This is a genomic window from Mucilaginibacter sp. (assembly GCF_965200995.1).
Lineage (GTDB): Bacteria > Bacteroidota > Bacteroidia > Sphingobacteriales > Sphingobacteriaceae > Mucilaginibacter.
In genome coordinates this window covers 3,800,277-3,817,770 of the sequence record NZ_OZ241743.1, presented here as the reverse complement: position 1 = coordinate 3,817,770, position 17,494 = coordinate 3,800,277, and the positions used below count along the sequence as shown (strand labels likewise).

Annotated in this window: 18 protein-coding genes; 10 read left to right on the top strand and 8 right to left on the bottom strand. The window is 44.3% G+C overall.

The features are described 5' to 3' along the window. Positions 1–3: 3 nt before the first annotated feature. From ACY652_RS17815 to ACY652_RS17800, 4 genes are all read right to left on the bottom strand, one after another. Positions 4–636 (bottom strand): hypothetical protein, encoded by a 633-nt coding sequence (locus tag ACY652_RS17815; protein WP_462265733.1) that lies wholly within the window; start codon positions 634–636, stop codon positions 4–6. Then, complete coding sequence (locus tag ACY652_RS17810) at positions 636–971, bottom strand: hypothetical protein (protein ID WP_462265732.1); 336 nt, start codon at positions 969–971, stop codon at positions 636–638. Before ACY652_RS17810 ends, ACY652_RS17815 begins: the two co-directional genes overlap by 1 nt. A 113-nt stretch (positions 972–1,084) precedes the next feature. Next, on the bottom strand, positions 1,085–1,459 hold the full coding sequence (locus tag ACY652_RS17805) for a type II toxin-antitoxin system HicB family antitoxin (protein WP_462265731.1): 375 nt from the start codon (positions 1,457–1,459) through the stop codon (positions 1,085–1,087). Beyond that, a complete protein-coding gene (locus ACY652_RS17800) occupies positions 1,456–1,779 on the bottom strand; it encodes a type II toxin-antitoxin system HicA family toxin (RefSeq protein ID WP_462265730.1) in 324 nt (107 codons plus the stop codon). The genes ACY652_RS17805 and ACY652_RS17800 overlap by 4 nt, the downstream gene beginning before the upstream one ends. 222 nt (positions 1,780–2,001) lie before the next feature. On the opposite strand from ACY652_RS17800, the gene ACY652_RS17795 reads away from it, so the two are divergent. The 4 genes from ACY652_RS17795 to ACY652_RS17780 all read left to right on the top strand — a co-directional run bounded on the left by ACY652_RS17795 (position 2,002) and on the right by ACY652_RS17780 (position 5,719). After that, positions 2,002–2,286 (top strand): helix-turn-helix domain-containing protein, encoded by a 285-nt coding sequence (locus ACY652_RS17795; protein WP_462265729.1) that lies wholly within the window; start codon positions 2,002–2,004, stop codon positions 2,284–2,286. 78 nt (positions 2,287–2,364) lie between these two features. Continuing rightward, the gene (locus ACY652_RS17790; RefSeq protein ID WP_462265728.1) at positions 2,365–3,558 is read left to right on the top strand and encodes a VapE domain-containing protein; all 1,194 of its coding nucleotides are present in this window, start codon (positions 2,365–2,367) and stop codon (positions 3,556–3,558) included. A 435-nt stretch (positions 3,559–3,993) separates the two neighbouring features. Continuing rightward, entirely contained in the window at positions 3,994–4,350 is a 357-nt protein-coding gene (locus ACY652_RS17785) for a plasmid mobilization protein (protein ID WP_462265727.1), read from the top strand. Continuing rightward, entirely contained in the window at positions 4,325–5,719 is a 1,395-nt protein-coding gene (locus tag ACY652_RS17780; protein ID WP_462265726.1) for a relaxase/mobilization nuclease domain-containing protein, read from the top strand. Before ACY652_RS17785 ends, ACY652_RS17780 begins: the two co-directional genes overlap by 26 nt. 716 nt (positions 5,720–6,435) lie before the next feature. On the opposite strand, the gene ACY652_RS17775 is transcribed toward ACY652_RS17780, so the two are convergent. The 3 genes from ACY652_RS17775 to ACY652_RS17765 form a co-directional block, all read right to left on the bottom strand. Next, complete coding sequence (locus tag ACY652_RS17775) at positions 6,436–7,227, bottom strand: IS110 family transposase (RefSeq protein WP_462265725.1); 792 nt, start codon at positions 7,225–7,227, stop codon at positions 6,436–6,438. Positions 7,228–7,543: 316 nt separating this feature from the next. After that, entirely contained in the window at positions 7,544–7,906 is a 363-nt protein-coding gene (locus ACY652_RS17770) for an RNA recognition motif domain-containing protein (RefSeq protein WP_462265724.1), read from the bottom strand. A gap of 171 nt (positions 7,907–8,077) precedes the next feature. Next, positions 8,078–8,488: a helix-turn-helix domain-containing protein gene (locus ACY652_RS17765; protein WP_462265723.1), complete on the bottom strand. Its 411-nt coding sequence runs from the start codon at positions 8,486–8,488 to the stop codon at positions 8,078–8,080. 124 nt (positions 8,489–8,612) lie between these two features. On the opposite strand from ACY652_RS17765, the gene ACY652_RS17760 reads away from it, so the two are divergent. After that, the gene (locus ACY652_RS17760) at positions 8,613–10,076 is read left to right on the top strand and encodes a HEPN domain-containing protein (protein WP_462265722.1); all 1,464 of its coding nucleotides are present in this window, start codon (positions 8,613–8,615) and stop codon (positions 10,074–10,076) included. 53 nt (positions 10,077–10,129) lie between these two features. Further along, a complete protein-coding gene (locus ACY652_RS17755; RefSeq protein WP_462265721.1) occupies positions 10,130–10,309 on the top strand; it encodes a histone H1 in 180 nt (59 codons plus the stop codon). A 491-nt stretch (positions 10,310–10,800) separates the two neighbouring features. Here the strand turns inward: ACY652_RS17755 and ACY652_RS17750 are convergent, their stop codons facing one another. Continuing rightward, positions 10,801–10,947 carry a tyrosine-type recombinase/integrase gene (locus ACY652_RS17750; protein WP_462268289.1) on the bottom strand — a complete coding sequence of 49 codons (147 nt, stop codon included), beginning with the start codon at positions 10,945–10,947 and terminating at the stop codon, positions 10,801–10,803. 387 nt (positions 10,948–11,334) lie between these two features. Between ACY652_RS17750 and ACY652_RS17745 the strand changes: the two genes are divergently transcribed. From ACY652_RS17745 to ACY652_RS17730, 4 genes are read left to right on the top strand one after another with little or no spacing between them, the layout of a single operon-like run. Continuing rightward, complete coding sequence (locus tag ACY652_RS17745; RefSeq protein ID WP_462265720.1) at positions 11,335–12,405, top strand: ComEC/Rec2 family competence protein; 1,071 nt, start codon at positions 11,335–11,337, stop codon at positions 12,403–12,405. Beyond that, positions 12,402–13,757: an ABC-three component system protein gene (locus ACY652_RS17740; protein WP_462265719.1), complete on the top strand. Its 1,356-nt coding sequence runs from the start codon at positions 12,402–12,404 to the stop codon at positions 13,755–13,757. The genes ACY652_RS17745 and ACY652_RS17740 overlap by 4 nt, the downstream gene beginning before the upstream one ends. Next, positions 13,741–14,283 (top strand): ABC-three component system middle component 1, encoded by a 543-nt coding sequence (locus tag ACY652_RS17735; protein WP_462265718.1) that lies wholly within the window; start codon positions 13,741–13,743, stop codon positions 14,281–14,283. Before ACY652_RS17740 ends, ACY652_RS17735 begins: the two co-directional genes overlap by 17 nt. Further along, positions 14,280–17,405 (top strand): hypothetical protein, encoded by a 3,126-nt coding sequence (locus ACY652_RS17730; protein ID WP_462265717.1) that lies wholly within the window; start codon positions 14,280–14,282, stop codon positions 17,403–17,405. The genes ACY652_RS17735 and ACY652_RS17730 overlap by 4 nt, the downstream gene beginning before the upstream one ends. Positions 17,406–17,494: the final 89 nt, after the last annotated feature.

Sequence of the window (17,494 nt, the reverse complement as noted above, 5' to 3'; positions counted from 1 at the left end):
ATGTTATATCGGGTGGTTATTGATCCATACATCCACACATGCGTCGTATTCCAAAAAAGTAAGCTGATCCCTATCTAGGTGAATACTACTGCTGTAATCAGGCAGGTCAATTAAAAATTCTTCGAAACGTCCGGTAATGAAGCCACCACCAGCAATACTTGTTCTTTTCGCGTAGCTCGCTAAAAAGTCCCGAACATTGCTGATGACTTCTGTTGACGAATGATGGTGGCTGGCGATATCCTGTCCCGCCAGGTCGGATATAAATTTTTGGTAACGAAAAGGCTCGCTATCCATGATCAATGAGCGCTTTTCCTTATTATAATGCTGGGCAGAGGCAAAGTGTTGGGCGCCCATAAACAACCCTAATTCTAAAGGCATATTAAACCGGGCCAGCCCTGTATTTATATCTATATCTGCTTTAGAGATGTCGTGAATACCATAACGACACTCATCTATAATTTTCATAATTTTAATGATTCTTACGGCACCGCTATCATTTTCTTCTCTGGCACAGCGGGGGATAAAGCCGCAATCATGAATTGTGAAAATTATTGCTTCAAATAGGGAATGGTACCCTTTGTCGAAAGGACAGTTGATAAAGACGTTGTTTAAATAATTAGCCGTCTGCCGTGCCATTATTTGCTACTGGTTTTCTTAACGGCCGCACTTAGTTTCTTTACCAGCGTGGAGGTTTTCGGATTACTTTTAACGGTCCTGCGGGCTGCTGCTTTCTGGTCAACGGTAACCAATAAGTCCGGGCTGATTTTTGGCCGCTTTTTAATCATATTGGTTGCAGCGGAACTTTTCTTTGCAGTTTTTGGCTTCGCTTTTGTAAATTCTTTCTGTAGTGTTTCCAGCTTCTTATCACTTCGCGCATCGGAGCCGTCGGGATTAGTAATTGTACCCGGTGCAACGCCTAACTTTTTTTCAAGCGCACCAACGCGGATATCCTTCCTGATTTTTTTGGCCATGATTAAACCTATGAAAAAACAATATACAGTTTTTCATCTATACAAACAAATCAGTGGCTTAACGTGGGGAATCCACTGATATTAACACCTCATTTCGCTGGATGCTTTACAACCTATCCGTTACTTATTTGAAGTTCCACATTAATAGCACTTTCATGCTCAACGGCATAGACGAGCGCTGTTTTTACAAAATCGTTCAATGTCATATGGTGCTGCAAAGCTATCATTGCAGCCTTTTGATGCAGAACTGCCGGAACGCGGACATTAAAAACACCTTTGTACGTTTTATCCGGTGATTTGCCCAGCGACTTGCAGGTTTCCAGATAATCTTCTATCGCCTCCTGAAAGGCTTCTTTCAGTTCGGCAACGGATGTGCCCTCGAAAGTAATAAGGTCATTTATGCCCATCACTTTGCCGAAGAACACCTCATCATCTGCGCTATAATGGACAGTTGCGCTATAGTCCTGATGTTTTAAAGAATCAATCATTTCAATTTTCCTTTCTCTTTTAAATGGTCCAGTATCTGTTCAAGGACGTAGGATTTGACAATAGGCTTCGGATGCGGTTTATGCAAGCTGATGATTACCTGATTTGCATCGCTGAATTTTCTCCTGGAGCCGCCTGTTTTACCGGTTGGAATTTCAGCGTAGCCATAATAACCCAGAACCGTGACCAATTCGTCCCAAGTCAGGTCTTTAGGCTTTGCTAAGAAGCGGGTATTTAATTTATCAAGCTTACTCAATGATTGTAACTGATTTGTAGTTGCAAATATAGCACGAATGATTGTATTTGCATAACCGTCGCCCATAAAATTTCAGGCCTTATTTGGTGAATAGCGCAGCATTACAGTATAGTGCTAAGGTTGTATCGGTCATAACCGCCAATGAACAGTTACGTGAAGCATTCAAAATTCCCGTTTCATAAAATATTCAATCATAGGAAGTTACGTAAGTTAGGGTAGTACCCAAGGTAACTACCCTTTGCCTTTTGTGCTCATCCTTGTACCGTTAACCCACAAACAGGTACAGTTATGAACAACATCATTCTATCCCCCATCGAGAAGAACGAGCTGATTAATGAGATCGCCGATGCGGTCATTTACAAGCTGCAAAACGTCGAGACCAAATCCGGGGAACCAGACGAACTGCTGCAAACCCACCAGGTCATGAAGCTGCTGGGCCGCTCCCGCACCACCATTAAGAACTGGCGCGACCTGGGTTTGCTTAAACACCAGGTCATCAATTCCAGGGTCTATTTCAAGCGGTCTGACATCATGAATTCCGGCCTGCACCTGAGCAGCAAAAGGAAAAAATGAAGATGATGAATAATTACAGTTTTCTTTTCATCGGCCCTTCGTCCTTTTTCATTGCAAACCCTTTCAGCGCTTACAGACATGGCTAAAAATAACGAAGTGGTCGATGCCTCACCGTCCATCGTGAAGGTGATTCAGTACTTCACAGAGCACTATGAGTTCCGCAAGAACATCGTCACCAGCGATATTGAGTGCCGCCGGGTAGGGGAGACGGATTTTCGGGAGGTCAACGAAAACACGCTGTACATCCACCTGCGCAAAGATGCCGGCATCCGGGCCACCATCTCGGACGTGCTGGTGTTTTTGGGCTCTGATTACATCCGGGAGTACGACCCGTTTGAATGTTACTTCGAGGGTATCAAAGGTCTATATGACCCGGGGCAGCACGGCGATTACATTGAGCGGTTCGCGGGCTACATCACCGCCCATCACCAGCCACGGTTCAACGCACAATTGAAGAAGTGGCTGGTCAGGACCGTTGTCTGTGCGCTGGTGCCGGACTATTTCAACAAACAGGCGTTTATCCTGGTGTCCGATCAGCAGAACAGCGGGAAGACCACCTTCAGCCGCTTCTTGGTACCATCACAGTTGCAAAAGTATTTCGTGGAAAACATCAGCGTAGACAAGGACAGTTTGATTGCCCTATGCGCCAATTTCATCGGCATGTTGGACGAACTCTCCACGCTGTCGCGGTTTGAGATTGGTGCGCTGAAATCCATCATGAGTAAGCTCTTGGTCAATGTGCGGCACCCATATGAGCGCAGGGCCAAGATGACACCCCGGCGCATTTCGTTCTTTGGTTCTACCAACATGACCGAGTTTTTAACCGATGATGCCAACGTGCGCTGGCTATGCTTCGAAATCAGCCGTATCAATTGGGCCTACAATACGGAGATCGACATAAATGTGGTCTGGAGCCATGCCTGGCATTTATGGCAGCAGGGGTTTAAGTATGAGCTGACGAAAGAAGAGATCGAACAGAACGAGCAGGTCAACGAACAGTTCCGCATCGTGAGCCCGGAAATGGAACTCATCCAGAAATATTATGCGCCCGGCACGTCAGATAGCCATGATGCCAAATACACGGCAACGGACTTCCTAAATCATCTGAGCGATAAGGTGAACGGCCGCATCCGGCTCAACAAGCAGGGGCTGGGCAAGGCTCTAAAGAAGCTGGGCTTTGTGCCGCACTCGGTGCGGGGATACGGAAGCTACAGTTACCCCGTCAAATTCTACTATATCCGCTTTAATGATCTTACTACAGGACTACCGTAACTAAAACGTGTTGTAAAACAGCTAAATCTCATGTAGTAAGATACAAAGAAACCAAGTACTACTGCTTACTACTGACTACACAAAGATGTAGCAGGTGTAGTGCGGTAGTAACCTACTACTCAAAAAGAACGACACGAATACACCAAGAGCAAACGGATGAATAAACGAGCATTTTCTTTTTTAGCCAGCAAGCCGGACAGGCAGGATACCACAGAGCCACTATTACCGGCACCATGGACACCAGGACATTCCAGCCCGATTGTGCTGGCTGAAGAGAGAACAAAAGAAGGAATAAAATTACAGCTACACTGCTACAGCAATATATGTCCGGTGGTATGGAGCAAGCCATGTTTCGGTGCGCCCGAAACGACTTGCCGGGAGGTATCCCGGACCCACATCTGCCGCACTTCGTTTAGCAGATTTAACAATAAACTTATGGCAAGACCACCCAAACCCACAGAAGATAAACTGACCATCCGCCTGAGTTTCCGATTGACGCCTGCGGAACTTGAACAATTGAATCAGCTGGCCGAAGCCTGCGGCATTGCGCCCAGCGTACTCGTCCGGCAGAAACTGTTTACCGGGCGGTTCCCGCAGCCAAAGGCGGCCCGGCTGGACAGGGACGCTTATCTGGAACTGAAGAAGATCGGCGTGAACCTAAACCAACTGACCAAGAAAGTCAATGCGGGATTAATGCCCATTGCGCTGCTCCCAGTGCTGGATGAACTGAACCGGAAGGAAAGTATCATCATTGAAAAGTTAACGCATGATCGCCAGTCAGAAAATCGGTAAAAGCTTTATGGGTGCCTTGAACTACAACCTCAAAAAGCTGTATCACCCAGACGAAAACCTACGGGCGGAACTGCTCGACACCAATTTTAGTTCGCTGGATACCGGTCAAATCCGAAAGGAGATAGATTGGCTATGCAGTCTGAAGCCCAACCTGGGCCGGTATGTGTATCATACCAGCCTCAACTTTCCAGTGGAAGATGCCGCAAAATTGGACAATGGTAAGCTACTTGCGATAGCGCACCGCTACCTGAAAGAGAACGGCTACACCAACAACCAGTTCTTCGTATTCCGGCATCATGACGCTGACCATCCGCACCTGCATGTACTGGCAAACCGCATCTGCTTTGACGGCACGGTGGTTGAAGATAGCAATAATTACTATAAGAGCGAAGCCATCCTGCGCAAGCTGGAACTGCAATACGGCCTTACGGTTGTAAAACATAGCCGGTACAAGGCCGTGCGGCCGGATAGCCGTACGGAAACAGGGTCTAATGGCCGGAAGGCTACGGTGCCAAATGGCCGTAACGCTATGGAGCCTGGTGGAACAAAGGCTACCTGGCGAGATGGGAATGTCTCTACCGGACTATATAGCGACATAGCTATAGAGCCGGGTAGCTATATATCACAAAGGGCACCCACGAAGAATGAACTGGAGATGGTTCTGAGAACCGGCAAAGCGTCAGGCAAGATGGTCTTACAGGAATTACTGAGCGGCTTGTTACAGAATAACGGGCAGCCGTTTACTTTATCTAATTTCATCAATAAAGGCGAACAGGCGGGTATCCGCTTCCTGTTCAACCAAGCCAGCACCGGCAGGATAACCGGCATTACTTATTACTACGGCAACTTCAAATCAACCGGCAAAGCTTTGGGCAACCGCTACAAGTGGTCGGAAATCATTAAACACATAGGTTATGAACAAATTAGAGACGGCCAGGCTGCTCGCCAGGCAAACGACAGAACAACCAAACAATACGGGCTCGAACACAGGGAAGCCGCAACCAGTGCTGCCGCCAGAAATGCAGACGCAAACACCACCACTGCTACACAACAACAAAAAGACGAACGAAGAAGCCAGCGAGAAGGATCTGATGCTGCAAATGGTTCACCAGTTGCAGGTCAACGGGACAGTCGCAACCAAGTTCATCCGGGAGACGGCAGAACAGCAGCAAGTGCTGTTGCGGAAAGTAAACCAAATAGAGAAGACCCTAACGGAGCAGGCGGAGGAACACCGGCAGCAGATGTGGACTATGAAAATATGGATAGCGGTACTGGCTATAGCAGTCATCATTACCCTGATCCGCTTACTATTCAGATAGCCGATGATGTGGATGACGAATTGCACAAACGACGCAAAAGGAAGCGGTGATGGTATGCAGGTTTGAGATTGGCAATCCTTTTACACAGGTTGAGTATGGGAACCTCTCAGTTGGTCAGTGAAGGCGGGGGCAAACGGCTGCATTCCGCTACGCGCTGTCGCGCCGTGCTGCATTCCGCCGTCAGCCCCCGCCTTCCGGGCATGGCAGGACTGAAATGCGCTACCGCTTATAACAGACCTGCCCCGGGCTGTCGGTCAGCGGGAGATACGAGGATGAAATAGATGAAACCGGCACTGCACTGCTCGCACGAAGATAACACTGCGGGAAAGCCGTCAAGGGTGTATTAAACGATGCTGTTTTGATTTGTTTTTTCAATGGAAAGCATCGTATTCTAAGACCTTTGCAAGTTTATTCAATAAAAAAAGCATCTTAATGCAGTCACAAAGTTCAGTTCCATTCAGGTTCTGTAAAGGGTATATAAATAGCTACGTTCGCTACGCTGCCTCCGCTGCCCTTGACAGAACCTGCCAGGAAGCTGCTGCGGTGTTTAAGCGTTAAGATGCCAGAGTGCTAAGCTGCAAACTTCATCAGTTCCACATATTCCGACTGCCGGTTAATGACGGCGAACATGCGGGCAATGATCTTATTACGAAGAATGTTAATGGTGCTCATTTTGCTTTTACCTTCGCCTACCCGTCTCAGGTAATACGCCCGTAGTTCTTTATTATGTGCTATAGCACTGATTGCAGCCAGGTGAAGGAGCTTTTTAAGTGTTTTGGCTGACCTGTGTTTTGCCTCTTATACTGGTGCCGGAGGTGTGTTCAAAAGGAGCCGTACCGACATAACACGCAAACTTTCGCCAGTTAGCGAAACGGGTAAAGTTATGCGTACTGGTTATCATATGGGCAGCAATGACCGGCCCTATACCTTGAATGCCGGTCAACAAATGATAATTGTTTTTTATAGCTGTATCACTTTCAATGGTTGCCAGTATCTGCGCTTCCAGCTTTTTGATCTGCGTGGTCAGCTGCGCAATCATGCTTTGATAGACATCAAACAGATCCTGATTCTCTGTCGAACCCAGTACGAGGCGTTGCTCTTTCCAGGTGGCCTCAAAGCCTCCTCTGTCACAAACCAAGCGGTTTCGCAAAGTCAGCAGTGTTTGGAGCTTAAGAATACTTTTTGCTGGTATGACGGAACACTTGAGGGTATCCCGGTGTAGCCAAGCATATTCACTGATGCGTTTATCATCAATGCTATCACTTTTGCCTCTGTGCATACCAATGGACTGCTTAATTTCCAATGGTGGTATCATCGCAAACGGAATAGCTGCTTGCTGGAGATAAACGGCCAGGTTGATGCTGTACATTCCGGTATTCTCAAAGCAGATTATGGTATCTGTCAGAGCGGATGACTTGATTGACTTTTTAGCCCAGGCTAATAGTGCATGATAACCTTTCTCGTTGTTGCTAAACGATTTAAAAACGTTGCTTCCGCGTAAATGCGCATCAAGGGTTAGCTTGGAAATATCCACGCCAATGAAAGTTGTAGGGTTCATAGTTTACCAATTAGGTTTAAAAAATATGCCGTTGACTAATGCCTTTACAAGACCTGTTATGTCTATTATTCTAACTGGTCACGACATAATCCTGTGACTCGGAACAGAGACTAATACGACGCATAGGTCTGTAACCTAGCCCTTGACAGAGTTCACCCTGTTCCTTGTCAGCAAGATAGCTACTTTTAAAGTTGTGGTAAATCTAAAGGCCCTTGACCGCTTTCCTGCTTGCTGTTAAGAGGCTGTTTACGCAGTGAATGCCTCAGACTGTACAGAAAGAATAAGGGAAACAGTTTCGTACAACAAAGCGGCAGACTTAGACAACCGGACGCCTGGGGCGTTTGGGTTTGATGGCTTCCGCTGCTTTCCTGTTTATTAAGTATCCTGTATTAACCGAACGCTGTGATTTATTAAAGATAGCTGGCTTAACAGGAGATTGTTCTTCTACGTGGTTTACCGTAAGCCGCTGCTCGCTCGATGCCATACCGTTGAGGACTTCGCGGGCCAGGTCAGCACCTTCAGCTGTTTTCATCTCGACAAAGGCGTAGCCCTTGCAGATGCGGGTTTTGCGGTCACGAACAATCTTAAGGGTATCGATGTCACCGTAAGGTACAATTAGGCGGGCCAGTTCCAGTTCGGATATGTCCAGCGCAAAGCCGCTGATAAAAAGCTTATTCATAGCTGTAATAAGGCAGATGTTAATACAATTTACAAAGTAAACTAACGTCAAACTCTTTCCTAAACGTATCTGATGGCATTCAAAAAAGGTAACAACCTAAATACCTGAGGCACCAGCAGCCCATGAAAAAGCCGGAGACAGGCTCCGGCTTTTTGGTGTCATTATGGTTTGTTAGCGATTTGTGTTTCGCAATGATTCATTCTTTTCTTTTTCAGATAGCAACAGACGCTCGTACAGCTTTTTGTTTTCTTCAACCAGTTCAATAACCTTGTCTAATGGGTTAAATGTACAATGATGCAAACCACTGTAATTACTTGAAGAACCATCATAGTTGTTCTGAATGTTATAGATGACCGCCTCATCACTGTAATTCTTGATGGCTTCAGGCGATACGCCCAAGATGCCGGCTACTTTGGCCAGTACATCCTCTTCCAGTACTTCGCTCTGTTCCATGCGGGAAACGGTCTGCTGGCTCACGCCCAGCTCACTGGCGAGTGTTTCCTGCTTGATACCGCGCAGTTCCCTGATTCTGCTGATCTTCCGTCCGATGTGCATAGGTTTGGTGGTATTAGGCGTTTCCATATGCCCAAATATAGCAAAGATTTTTATTGGGTAACAAACTCACTGAATGGATAAAGTATCCTCCCTTTGGGTTCGGTACACCGGCAGGGTTGTGGAATTTTGGCCTAACCAACACGCAATAGCCATGACGAAACAGAAAAACGTACCTGCTGCACCTTTGGAACCTTACCGCCATTTAGTCGCCGGGCAATCCGCCCTGCCGCTGCTCACCCTGAAAGAATTCTTTGCCGATGACGGCCTGCACGGCCACCTGAACGAACTCCGGCGGTGGCGGAGGTTCATCTTAGGCCCGAACGGCCTTGACTTACAAAAAGAGAATCCGGCCAACCTGTGGTTTACCTGCAAACAGAACTGTGGCTTAGTGTTAGCCGCACAACTCCTGTTAGACCGTCAACAAAACCAAGATAACATCTATTACCTGTCACCGGTGAGTGAAGAGGAGATAGAGATGGAACGGCAGTGCTACCCGCAGTACCCCACCGGCCTCAGCCTTATCGAACAATGCGATCCGTACATCGTACTCACCGGCTTTTTTATGCATCAGGAAAGAAGTGGTTGGCTGGATCAGCTGAATGAATGGCTGGGCGATGCGCTCTCTACCGCCTTATCGTTTGAATATCCTGAACCGTTGCCCTTTGTGGAAAGTTATGAATGGCTGCAACGGTTGTATGCTGCTTGCTTCCTCATCCATATCCGGTTGCCCCAGCCGGTTAGCGAGCGGGACAATCCCAAAGATATGCTGGCCTTACAGGAAGACTTATCCGAATACAGTGGCCCCATATCGTTAAATACTCATATCAGCGAAGCCAGGCAGGAGCAGCTCACCGCTGTTACGGGTATTATCCGCAAGAAGCTACCCACTGCATTGGCTGTACTGTACTTGGGCGCGGCAAGTGGGGAACCCGACCTGTTGTTCCTGCTGGTCATTGTGAGTAAAGCGGAGAAGATGCAGGGGCATGAAGTGGCAGGTCTGCTGGAGGACAGGTGCCATAACGTAGCACCGCTTGCCGTACTGATTTATGCGGAAGACAATTTGGTCCGTTCATTGAATGGTGGCAGTTATTTCTTCAGCCGGGCGCTCCGGGAATGCCAGCTCATCTACTTATCAGAAAGCTTGCTGTTGCCGGCTATCCCGCTACCGGACGAAGTAGCCAGTTTGCAAAGAAGACATGAGAACTTTGTCCGCTGGTACGGCCAAGGTAGCCAGTTCCTGGAAGGCGCACGGTTTTACTATGCAAAGGCGCATTACGGTATGTGCTTGTTTATGCTGCACCAGGCAGTGGAAGGAACGCTCATGGCGGTCATCAGAGGTGTCACTGGTTACCGGCTGTCGGTTCATAATCTGACCCGGATGCTCAAACTGACACGCATGTTCACCGATGATATTTTAAAACTGTTTCGCTTAAATACGAACAAAGGGGCTGAACTCTTTTTGCTGCTCAAAGATGCTTACAGTCAGTCGCGGTACAAGGACGATTATATGCCCGATGCAGAAAACGTCCGCCAGCTGATGATCATGGTAGAGGAATGCGTGACGTTATGCAAACAGGTTTATGAGCGGCACCTACAAAGGCCGGGCGCAGAGTAACCGGTTTACCGTTCCTTGCGTATAAGCTGCCTGCAAGCAACATATATATAATCATGGACAAATTCAGTGGACTAAAGAAGGTGCTTACGGATGCAGAGACTGAAGCCAAAGCCTTTTATGAAAAGGGTAACAAGGCAGCAGGCACCCGCCTGCGTAATGCCATGCAGCACATAAAGGTATTGGCGCAGGACATCCGTGGCCAAGTTACCGAGATGAAAAACAAGGCGGAGTAAAGTGCCTGAAGGTATTGCGTATGGGTTCGCTCTGGTAAGGCCCATTCGTACAATAGAAAGCCTGCCTGCCCTCGCGGCGGCAGGCTTTTATGTTAAACCTAATTACAACGGATCAGGCAGTGTTTCTGAAAGCGCCTGACTTAATTGCAGATACATCATTTCGGAGGTGTATTTTGTAGAATTTCTATTTGTGTCGTCAGTTAATCGAAAATTTTTAGCATCTAGTAGTGGATATCCATGATCTGATTGAGGGAATCAAATTAAAGAAACATTTGTGCAAAGCCTATGCTAAACGGAGTGCGGTCTATCCGGTCATGGTTTAGCCAGCAATCCGTTTTGACCCGGTCAAAACATAGCTTGCTTTACTTTACTCATAAAGTTGATAATGTTCAGTTATCCTTTATTCAGCTTACTGTGTAGCCATTGCAAAGCTTATTCTTCGGTGCTTTTTTGGATAAGACGCGCATTTCTTTTTCGAAGTCGACTTGGATTTAGATCTGGCTTGTTATGATGGAGCTGTCGTCTAGCAATGATTGGATATATTTGATGTTGACTTCGTTTTCCAAGAGCGGCGTGGATAAGGTATGGCAAAGGACATGCGGATTGACTTCTTTGCTGATATTGGCCCTTGTGGCCAGTTTTTTAGCAGCAAGCGGATGGACTAAACGGAAGTTGTTGTTTAACCGATTGACAAGAAGGTAGCATCTGGTGGAATCGATTTTTTTCTGGTAGAGGTCGCAATTACTTAGCGTGTAAAGAGCGTGTCAGTATTGTAGAGCCGGACCATTTGTTCTTTGCTGCCTTTGCCGTAATGGTCAGGGTGCCAGCTTCGAGATAGCAGTATCATGACTACTTATATCGAGCACTCCGCGCAACGGATAAAAACTAAAAAATTTAGTTTTTCTTCGATATATTTGTAGACACGACCATTTTCATTATTGATTTGACAGTTGCGGAAAAACGAAAAAATAATAAATATTTGATTCAGCTTACTTAGCTTTGGTTTGACTATAAACGCCTATCACATGGTTTTCAAATTCTTAAGAGCCCAAAATGGGGATTGTACCATTATTAAATATACTGATGATAGCGGCACAAAACGTAATATCATTATAGACGCGGGGCTCTATGCTGCTTACTTCGATCCGGCGACGAATACCTTCGGTGACCTGAAAACAGAAGTAGACGACATTAAAGGAAACAATCAGAAAATTGACCTCCTTATCTTGACGCATATTGACAATGACCATATTTGCGGATTTCTGAAGCTTTTTGAAATGGATACCGAAATTTCCGGCTTTATAAGAAAGGTTTGGTTTAATTTTGGAAAACTGATTGCTGAAAAAATAAAAGAAGAAGAAAATAAACTTTTGACAATAAAGATGCATAGGCCGGGCCTGGTTAGTACCGGGGTTGCTGAAGGAATAGATTTCGAGGACTTTTTATTGAATTATAAGTTTTGGCAGAGGGAATTGATTTTGTCCGGCCAGACACATCACCTAGATGACGCGAAATTCGAGATTCTTGGGCCAACTATACCACAATTGCGGAAGCTTTTAAAAGAATATCAGGATAAAACTCAAGACGATGTCTACACATCCGGTACGGGGAACGACTGGTCTACCAATGTTGCCGCTTTTATTCAGGAAGAGGGGCCTAAGTATAAGTTTTCACAGGATACCAGTGTAAAAAATGGTAGCTCAATTTCATTTATTTTGACATTAAAGGGTAAAAAGTTTGTTTTCTTAGGTGATTCCCATCCCTATCCGGTTGCCGAGGCTCTGTCCGTACTTGGTCATACCTCGGAAAATCCATTAGAGGTAGAGTTCCTCAAAGTCTCTCATCACGGCAGTAAAGCCAACAATAACAAGGAATTATTGGCGGCATTAATTACAGAGAATTATATGATCAGTACTAACAGTATGGGTCATGGGCATCCACACAAAAGAACTTTGTCGAGAATCATAACCCGCAACCCCGATGCTATATTTCACTTCAATTATGAAAATGTACGGGAAGGCATTTTTAATGAAGCCGACAGAAAAGCGTATAATATCCGCGCACGTTTAACTCCGTTTATTCTTTTTAAAATATGACTACCGAGCAACTTAAAACTTATATCGTGTCGCTGAACGATGGGAGCGGGTGTCTATTTCAACCGATGGCAGGAGCTGATACTTACACGTATATCCTCACTGCCAAGCATCTTTTTGAGGGTACAAAGTCTGATCTAAATGGAAATCAAGTTGCATATAATACTGCTGATGGGCATGTTATCCCTATAACGAGGTTAGTTTATCAGGATGGCGTATGGTCAGAGATTGTATTAAATTTCGTCTTTAAGAATGGGAAAAATTATTTTGCTTCGTCAAATGCAGATGCCGCAATTTTAAAAATTAATTTTATACCTGGCTTTGATGAAATTTTTCAATCCAATATCAGTGTCAATGCTGTTGGTTATGGATTATACGGTTATCCACAAATTTTAGCACAGAGTAAGGCTGGTGAGAAAAGTACAGAATACGCAATTTCGCGCCTAATTAGCGCCGGTGTGCAAAATCAACGAGCACAGTTGGTCAGTACTACATTGGCCCATCCGCAAATCCAAGGCATGTCAGGCGGCGGTATCGTCAAGATAATAGATGATCATATTTCTGTTATAGGCATCCAAAGTAAGGTAACTCATCAAATGCTTGCAGGTGGACAAATTGATTTTGTACCGGTACACTACTTTAACCTGATTGTAACTGATCCAACTAACCAAGGAAAGTTATCGGCACTCTATCCTCCATTTCTGCATTCTTTCGAGTTTTTAAGAGATGATGTTTTTTCGCTTGCTGTTGATGTGATCGATGAAGAAAATATTGCGGGAGCAAGAATCATTTTGCGGAATAAAGCTGAACAAATTGTCAAATCTGACATTACTCCTCAAGGTATCAAAGAATTGTTTGAAGCTCGCTTATTGATCATTGAAGATGAAACCAGTTGTTTTTCGCACAAGGATATCTGGATTGCATGGCTGGAGTTCCTTACCATTTTGAACATAGTAAAGTACGATCCGATCCAAAAAGCAATGCTCTCGGATATCTTCAATCAATACCGCCTTAAGTATATCGACGGCCAAGATTGGACCGAAGTGCGCAACGAATTGGTGCGCTCAGATTATGTAGGGCTAAAGCCGGACTCTACGATATTTGTCAGCTCCAAGACCCCGCCAAAGTCTACTTTCTATTTAAAAAAGGGAACGATGATCGATATCGCTAAGCCCTACGATAAACGAGGGTTTAAAACTGACAACGGAATAGACCCGTTCACCTGCTTTAATTTTGTGCATTTAGAACATTTCAAAGAGGTTTGTATCATCCGAAAGTTAGACCAGTACCGGAATCTGAATGAACAAGAATTGTTGGAAAAACTTAAATCTGAATATCATGAGCTTTTCGATTGAGCAGTTGATAGGAATATTGAACGGCAGGTTTGAGAACCTGACGATCAGTTACCAAAAAGTAGAATATAACGGAACCATACCGGTGTTTTTTGTTCGCTGCGATAGTCTTTCAGACCTAGATGCGAACTGGACATTATTGGTTGAGGCTATCGCATTTGATTTTCAGAGTCAGCTGACCGATGAATTTCAGATATGGAACATCTATATCTTTTTTATCCGGCCAGCGGGCATTACAGATATGGTCAGCTACAATAGTCTAAAACTTAGAATTGAAAACGATACTTTTTCCAGTAGGAAAATATTGGTAGAAAATCAGCGGAATGATGACATTATTGATGAACATATTATCAACAAGAACGTCCATTTCTCAGCTGAACAAGTGGCGGCAACTCCAACAAAATTCGCTGCTGACCCTTTGTTATGGTCAATACTGGAAGAAAAAACGTTAAAAAAACAAAAGCTGACCGCAGAAGCTGGTAGCGCATTTGACCAACTTGTGAAACAACTCAAACCGCCACGCTCATGAAGTTCAAGAGAATAGAAATTTCGGCATTTCGTATTTATGACAAGGCCGAGCATGCGACATTTGATTTTTCAATTGACGCGAATACAACGGCAGACTTTGTTTCTTTATATGCACCAAATGGCTATGGTAAAACCTCCTTCTACGACGCTGTAGAATGGGGAATGACTAATAATGTACAGAGGTTCTGGCAAAATACGACGATCACCAAGGGCGCTATTGATGCGTTAAAAAGCCAGTCCGATACACAAGTTAAGCTTTGGCGCAATATCCATTCCAACCAGCCTACATATGTTAAAATTTTAGGGGAAGGAATAGAACCAATAAATCGCAAGCTAAAACCTCACGGTAATAAAAAATCAGATGCCGACATGGACGGCGGTGAAAATCTGCCCAACCGCACTTTTCGTAACGTTATTCTTTCGCAGGAATGGATCTCCGCCTTTCTTCGGGAGATTGACGGAACTAAGCGGTATGAAATTTTCATGGATAACCCAGAGCTGAAGGAAATAAATAGCTATTATAAAAATCTTAAAGCGCTTTTGACCTATTGCCAAGGCAGTATTTCTACCATTGATCAGGAGATTAACAAAGAACAGGAGCGGGTTTCTGCCCTGGAAAACGAAAACATTCTGGAAAAGATCAATCTGCAAATCGATTTACTATCAGAAAAATTTCAACAACCTGGGTTAAACAAGTTAACCTTAACTACCACAAAAGAAGAGGTTAGCCGCTTAAAAAATCGTATTGTTGACCGACTCATAGCTATTAACGATGAAACAGCTATTCGCGAAAAGCTGGATTGGATATTGGCTGCCAAAGTCGGTAGCGATGAATATATCGGCATTCGCGCCTATTTTGATCTTGAAGAAAGAAATATAGATATCGACGAAAATCAGCGTTCTATACGAAATATTTTAGTCAAATTTTCAGATGCTGATAACAAAACGAACGAAATTGCTGCGCTCAATAAGCTGATGAAAGGAAAGGAATCGCTAAAGAGCTCTGTTTCCGGTATCATTGGTAAATACTATGAATACCAGCGAGTTGCAACCTCGCTATCACAACAGGAAAATAAGGCAGCTAACTTGCGCGTTCAAATCAATACCAAATCCGATGATCTTGGCAGCTTGGAAATACAGGAAACCGAAACCAGATCTGAACTGAACAGCGCATTGGCACGGATTGATCAAGTCGAAGCAACTATTAACAGTTTGCCTGACCGTTTATTGCTTATCCAAAAATTTGAACAGGACATCTCTGCTCAGGGTGCAAAAGTCACAGAGGAGCGCGACAGGTTGAGGCCGTTGGAAACTCAGTTCAAGACCGTCGAGACAGAACTACAAGAATTGGAGAATGAAGTGGCAAATATCAATCAGGAAACTTTTTCCAAGAACCTAATTGAGGATCAGGTTTTAGCATCAAACATCGACGTGCTTCTGGCCAACCGTGAAGCATTATCCAAGAATGAGGAACAGCTTAAGGTTCTAAATGCGAGAATCACTCAGCACGAAACATTACATTCCGAATTATCGGCCTTTATTCGCCAAGGGCTAGAGCTCATTAATAAAGACCGTATTAGGAATAAATGTCCGCTTTGTGAGCAAACTTTTAAATCGCATCAGGAGTTAGCAGAACGTATCGCCAGCAATAGAGCGCTGGATGAGATACTTCAGGATCTGTTCAAAGATAAAAACCATCTTCAAGAGGAATCTTCAAGGTTAAAAGAACTCATCAACAACACGACCGAACAGTTGCTATTGTATTTTAAAGAAGAGATAAATGATAAACAGATCCTGCGCATTGCTGTGTCGGCTCATATTCAAACTTTAACAAAATCAATATCTTCTCATGAAGATGTTCTGAATTTAATGCAGAACGATCTGCGTGAACTTATGATGCAACAATTGGGTCTGAGTAATGATGCCTACGAGCAGATGTTGAGCAGCGACCTGGAAATCCTTCGGAAAATTGAGAGCCAACTTAATGATGTGCTAAAAAAGCAATTACTGGACAAAAACAAACTCAGCGACCTATTGGCCAAATCAAGAGACGAACTGAAGCTTTGCGAGGAAACAATAGCGACCTTAAAGCAGTCCGAAAGTTATATGAACGTCTTGATGTGGTTCCGCGTCAATTTCAATACGGAAGAAGTTTCTTTGGAGGTTCTGCAAAATGAGCTGGGCGAGAACGAGCGATTAATCAAAGGATATTTTGATCAAATCGCAAAATTACAGACTAAACTGCAAAGTCTGACATTGGAACTGGCTACCTTCAATCAGCTAGCAGAAAAAGAGCGCCTAAATAGCTTGATTGAAGAAAAGGAGCGTGCAGATTCAAGAATGGACGGTTTCAGACATTTATTAAAAGACAAACTAGAGATAGAGTCACAGTTTATCGATTTCAAGACACTAACGGCTACACTCGATCTTAAAGAGCAGGGCTTAAATCTTGTCCAACTCAGTAACAGATCTTTGATCGATGAATATACTAAAATCGAAAAGTATGCAAACAATGTCAATGAATTTCTGCAATCGGAAAACGCAAAGATTGCACTTGAGCAACTAGTCGCTGACAAAACGTTTTTGGAGGGGAATGTCAAAATCAGACTATCTTCTGAGCTCGGAAAAACTAAAACCTTCCTTCAGGAGAAAGTAAAGGAGTTTTTTTTCGAGAATCTAATTAATGATTTATACCGTAAAATCGATCCGCACCCCGACTTTAAAGAAGTGCACTTCAGCGCTGATTTTGACGCGGAAACGCCACGCCTAGATGTATTCGTTAGAGATAAGGTGAACAAAAATATCGATTTAATCCCTAATCTCTATTTTAGTACTGCACAGATTAATATTTTAAGCCTAAGTATATTTCTGGCCACAGCCCTCAATACGCCTGATTACGATTGTATTTTTATCGATGACCCAATCCAATCTATGGACAGCGTCAATATACTTTCAACTATTGACCTGTTACGGAGTATTGTCTTGAACTATAATAAACAGATTATTCTTTCTACCCATGATGAAACATTTTTTAAATTGTTGAAGAAAAAGATGCCGACAGGACCGTTCAAATCAAAGTTCCTGGAGCTCGAAAGCGTGGGAAGGATTAAAGCTACGATATAGTATAATAATATTGTTAAGGCTTCCTTCTCAACGACTGTAGCATCATAAAAAGCACAACCTAATTTTTTAAACGACAGGAATTTCCTCAG

Excerpts from the sequence above, each read along its gene's own strand:
- ACY652_RS17815 (WP_462265733.1), bottom strand. The coding sequence starts at position 636 with ATGGCACGGCAGACGGCTAATTATTTAAACAACGTCTTTATCAACTGT.
- ACY652_RS17810 (WP_462265732.1), bottom strand. The coding sequence starts at position 971 with ATGGCCAAAAAAATCAGGAAGGATATCCGCGTTGGTGCGCTTGAAAAA.
- ACY652_RS17805 (WP_462265731.1), bottom strand. The coding sequence starts at position 1,459 with ATGATTGATTCTTTAAAACATCAGGACTATAGCGCAACTGTCCATTAT.
- ACY652_RS17800 (WP_462265730.1), bottom strand. The coding sequence starts at position 1,779 with ATGGGCGACGGTTATGCAAATACAATCATTCGTGCTATATTTGCAACT.
- ACY652_RS17795 (WP_462265729.1), top strand. The coding sequence starts at position 2,002 with ATGAACAACATCATTCTATCCCCCATCGAGAAGAACGAGCTGATTAAT.
- ACY652_RS17790 (WP_462265728.1), top strand. The coding sequence starts at position 2,365 with ATGGCTAAAAATAACGAAGTGGTCGATGCCTCACCGTCCATCGTGAAG.
- ACY652_RS17785 (WP_462265727.1), top strand. The coding sequence starts at position 3,994 with ATGGCAAGACCACCCAAACCCACAGAAGATAAACTGACCATCCGCCTG.
- ACY652_RS17780 (WP_462265726.1), top strand. The coding sequence starts at position 4,325 with ATGATCGCCAGTCAGAAAATCGGTAAAAGCTTTATGGGTGCCTTGAAC.
- ACY652_RS17775 (WP_462265725.1), bottom strand. The coding sequence starts at position 7,227 with ATGAACCCTACAACTTTCATTGGCGTGGATATTTCCAAGCTAACCCTT.
- ACY652_RS17770 (WP_462265724.1), bottom strand. The coding sequence starts at position 7,906 with ATGAATAAGCTTTTTATCAGCGGCTTTGCGCTGGACATATCCGAACTG.
- ACY652_RS17765 (WP_462265723.1), bottom strand. The coding sequence starts at position 8,488 with ATGGAAACGCCTAATACCACCAAACCTATGCACATCGGACGGAAGATC.
- ACY652_RS17760 (WP_462265722.1), top strand. The coding sequence starts at position 8,613 with ATGACGAAACAGAAAAACGTACCTGCTGCACCTTTGGAACCTTACCGC.
- ACY652_RS17755 (WP_462265721.1), top strand. The coding sequence starts at position 10,130 with ATGGACAAATTCAGTGGACTAAAGAAGGTGCTTACGGATGCAGAGACT.
- ACY652_RS17745 (WP_462265720.1), top strand. The coding sequence starts at position 11,335 with ATGGTTTTCAAATTCTTAAGAGCCCAAAATGGGGATTGTACCATTATT.
- ACY652_RS17740 (WP_462265719.1), top strand. The coding sequence starts at position 12,402 with ATGACTACCGAGCAACTTAAAACTTATATCGTGTCGCTGAACGATGGG.
- ACY652_RS17735 (WP_462265718.1), top strand. The coding sequence starts at position 13,741 with ATGAGCTTTTCGATTGAGCAGTTGATAGGAATATTGAACGGCAGGTTT.
- ACY652_RS17730 (WP_462265717.1), top strand. The coding sequence starts at position 14,280 with ATGAAGTTCAAGAGAATAGAAATTTCGGCATTTCGTATTTATGACAAG.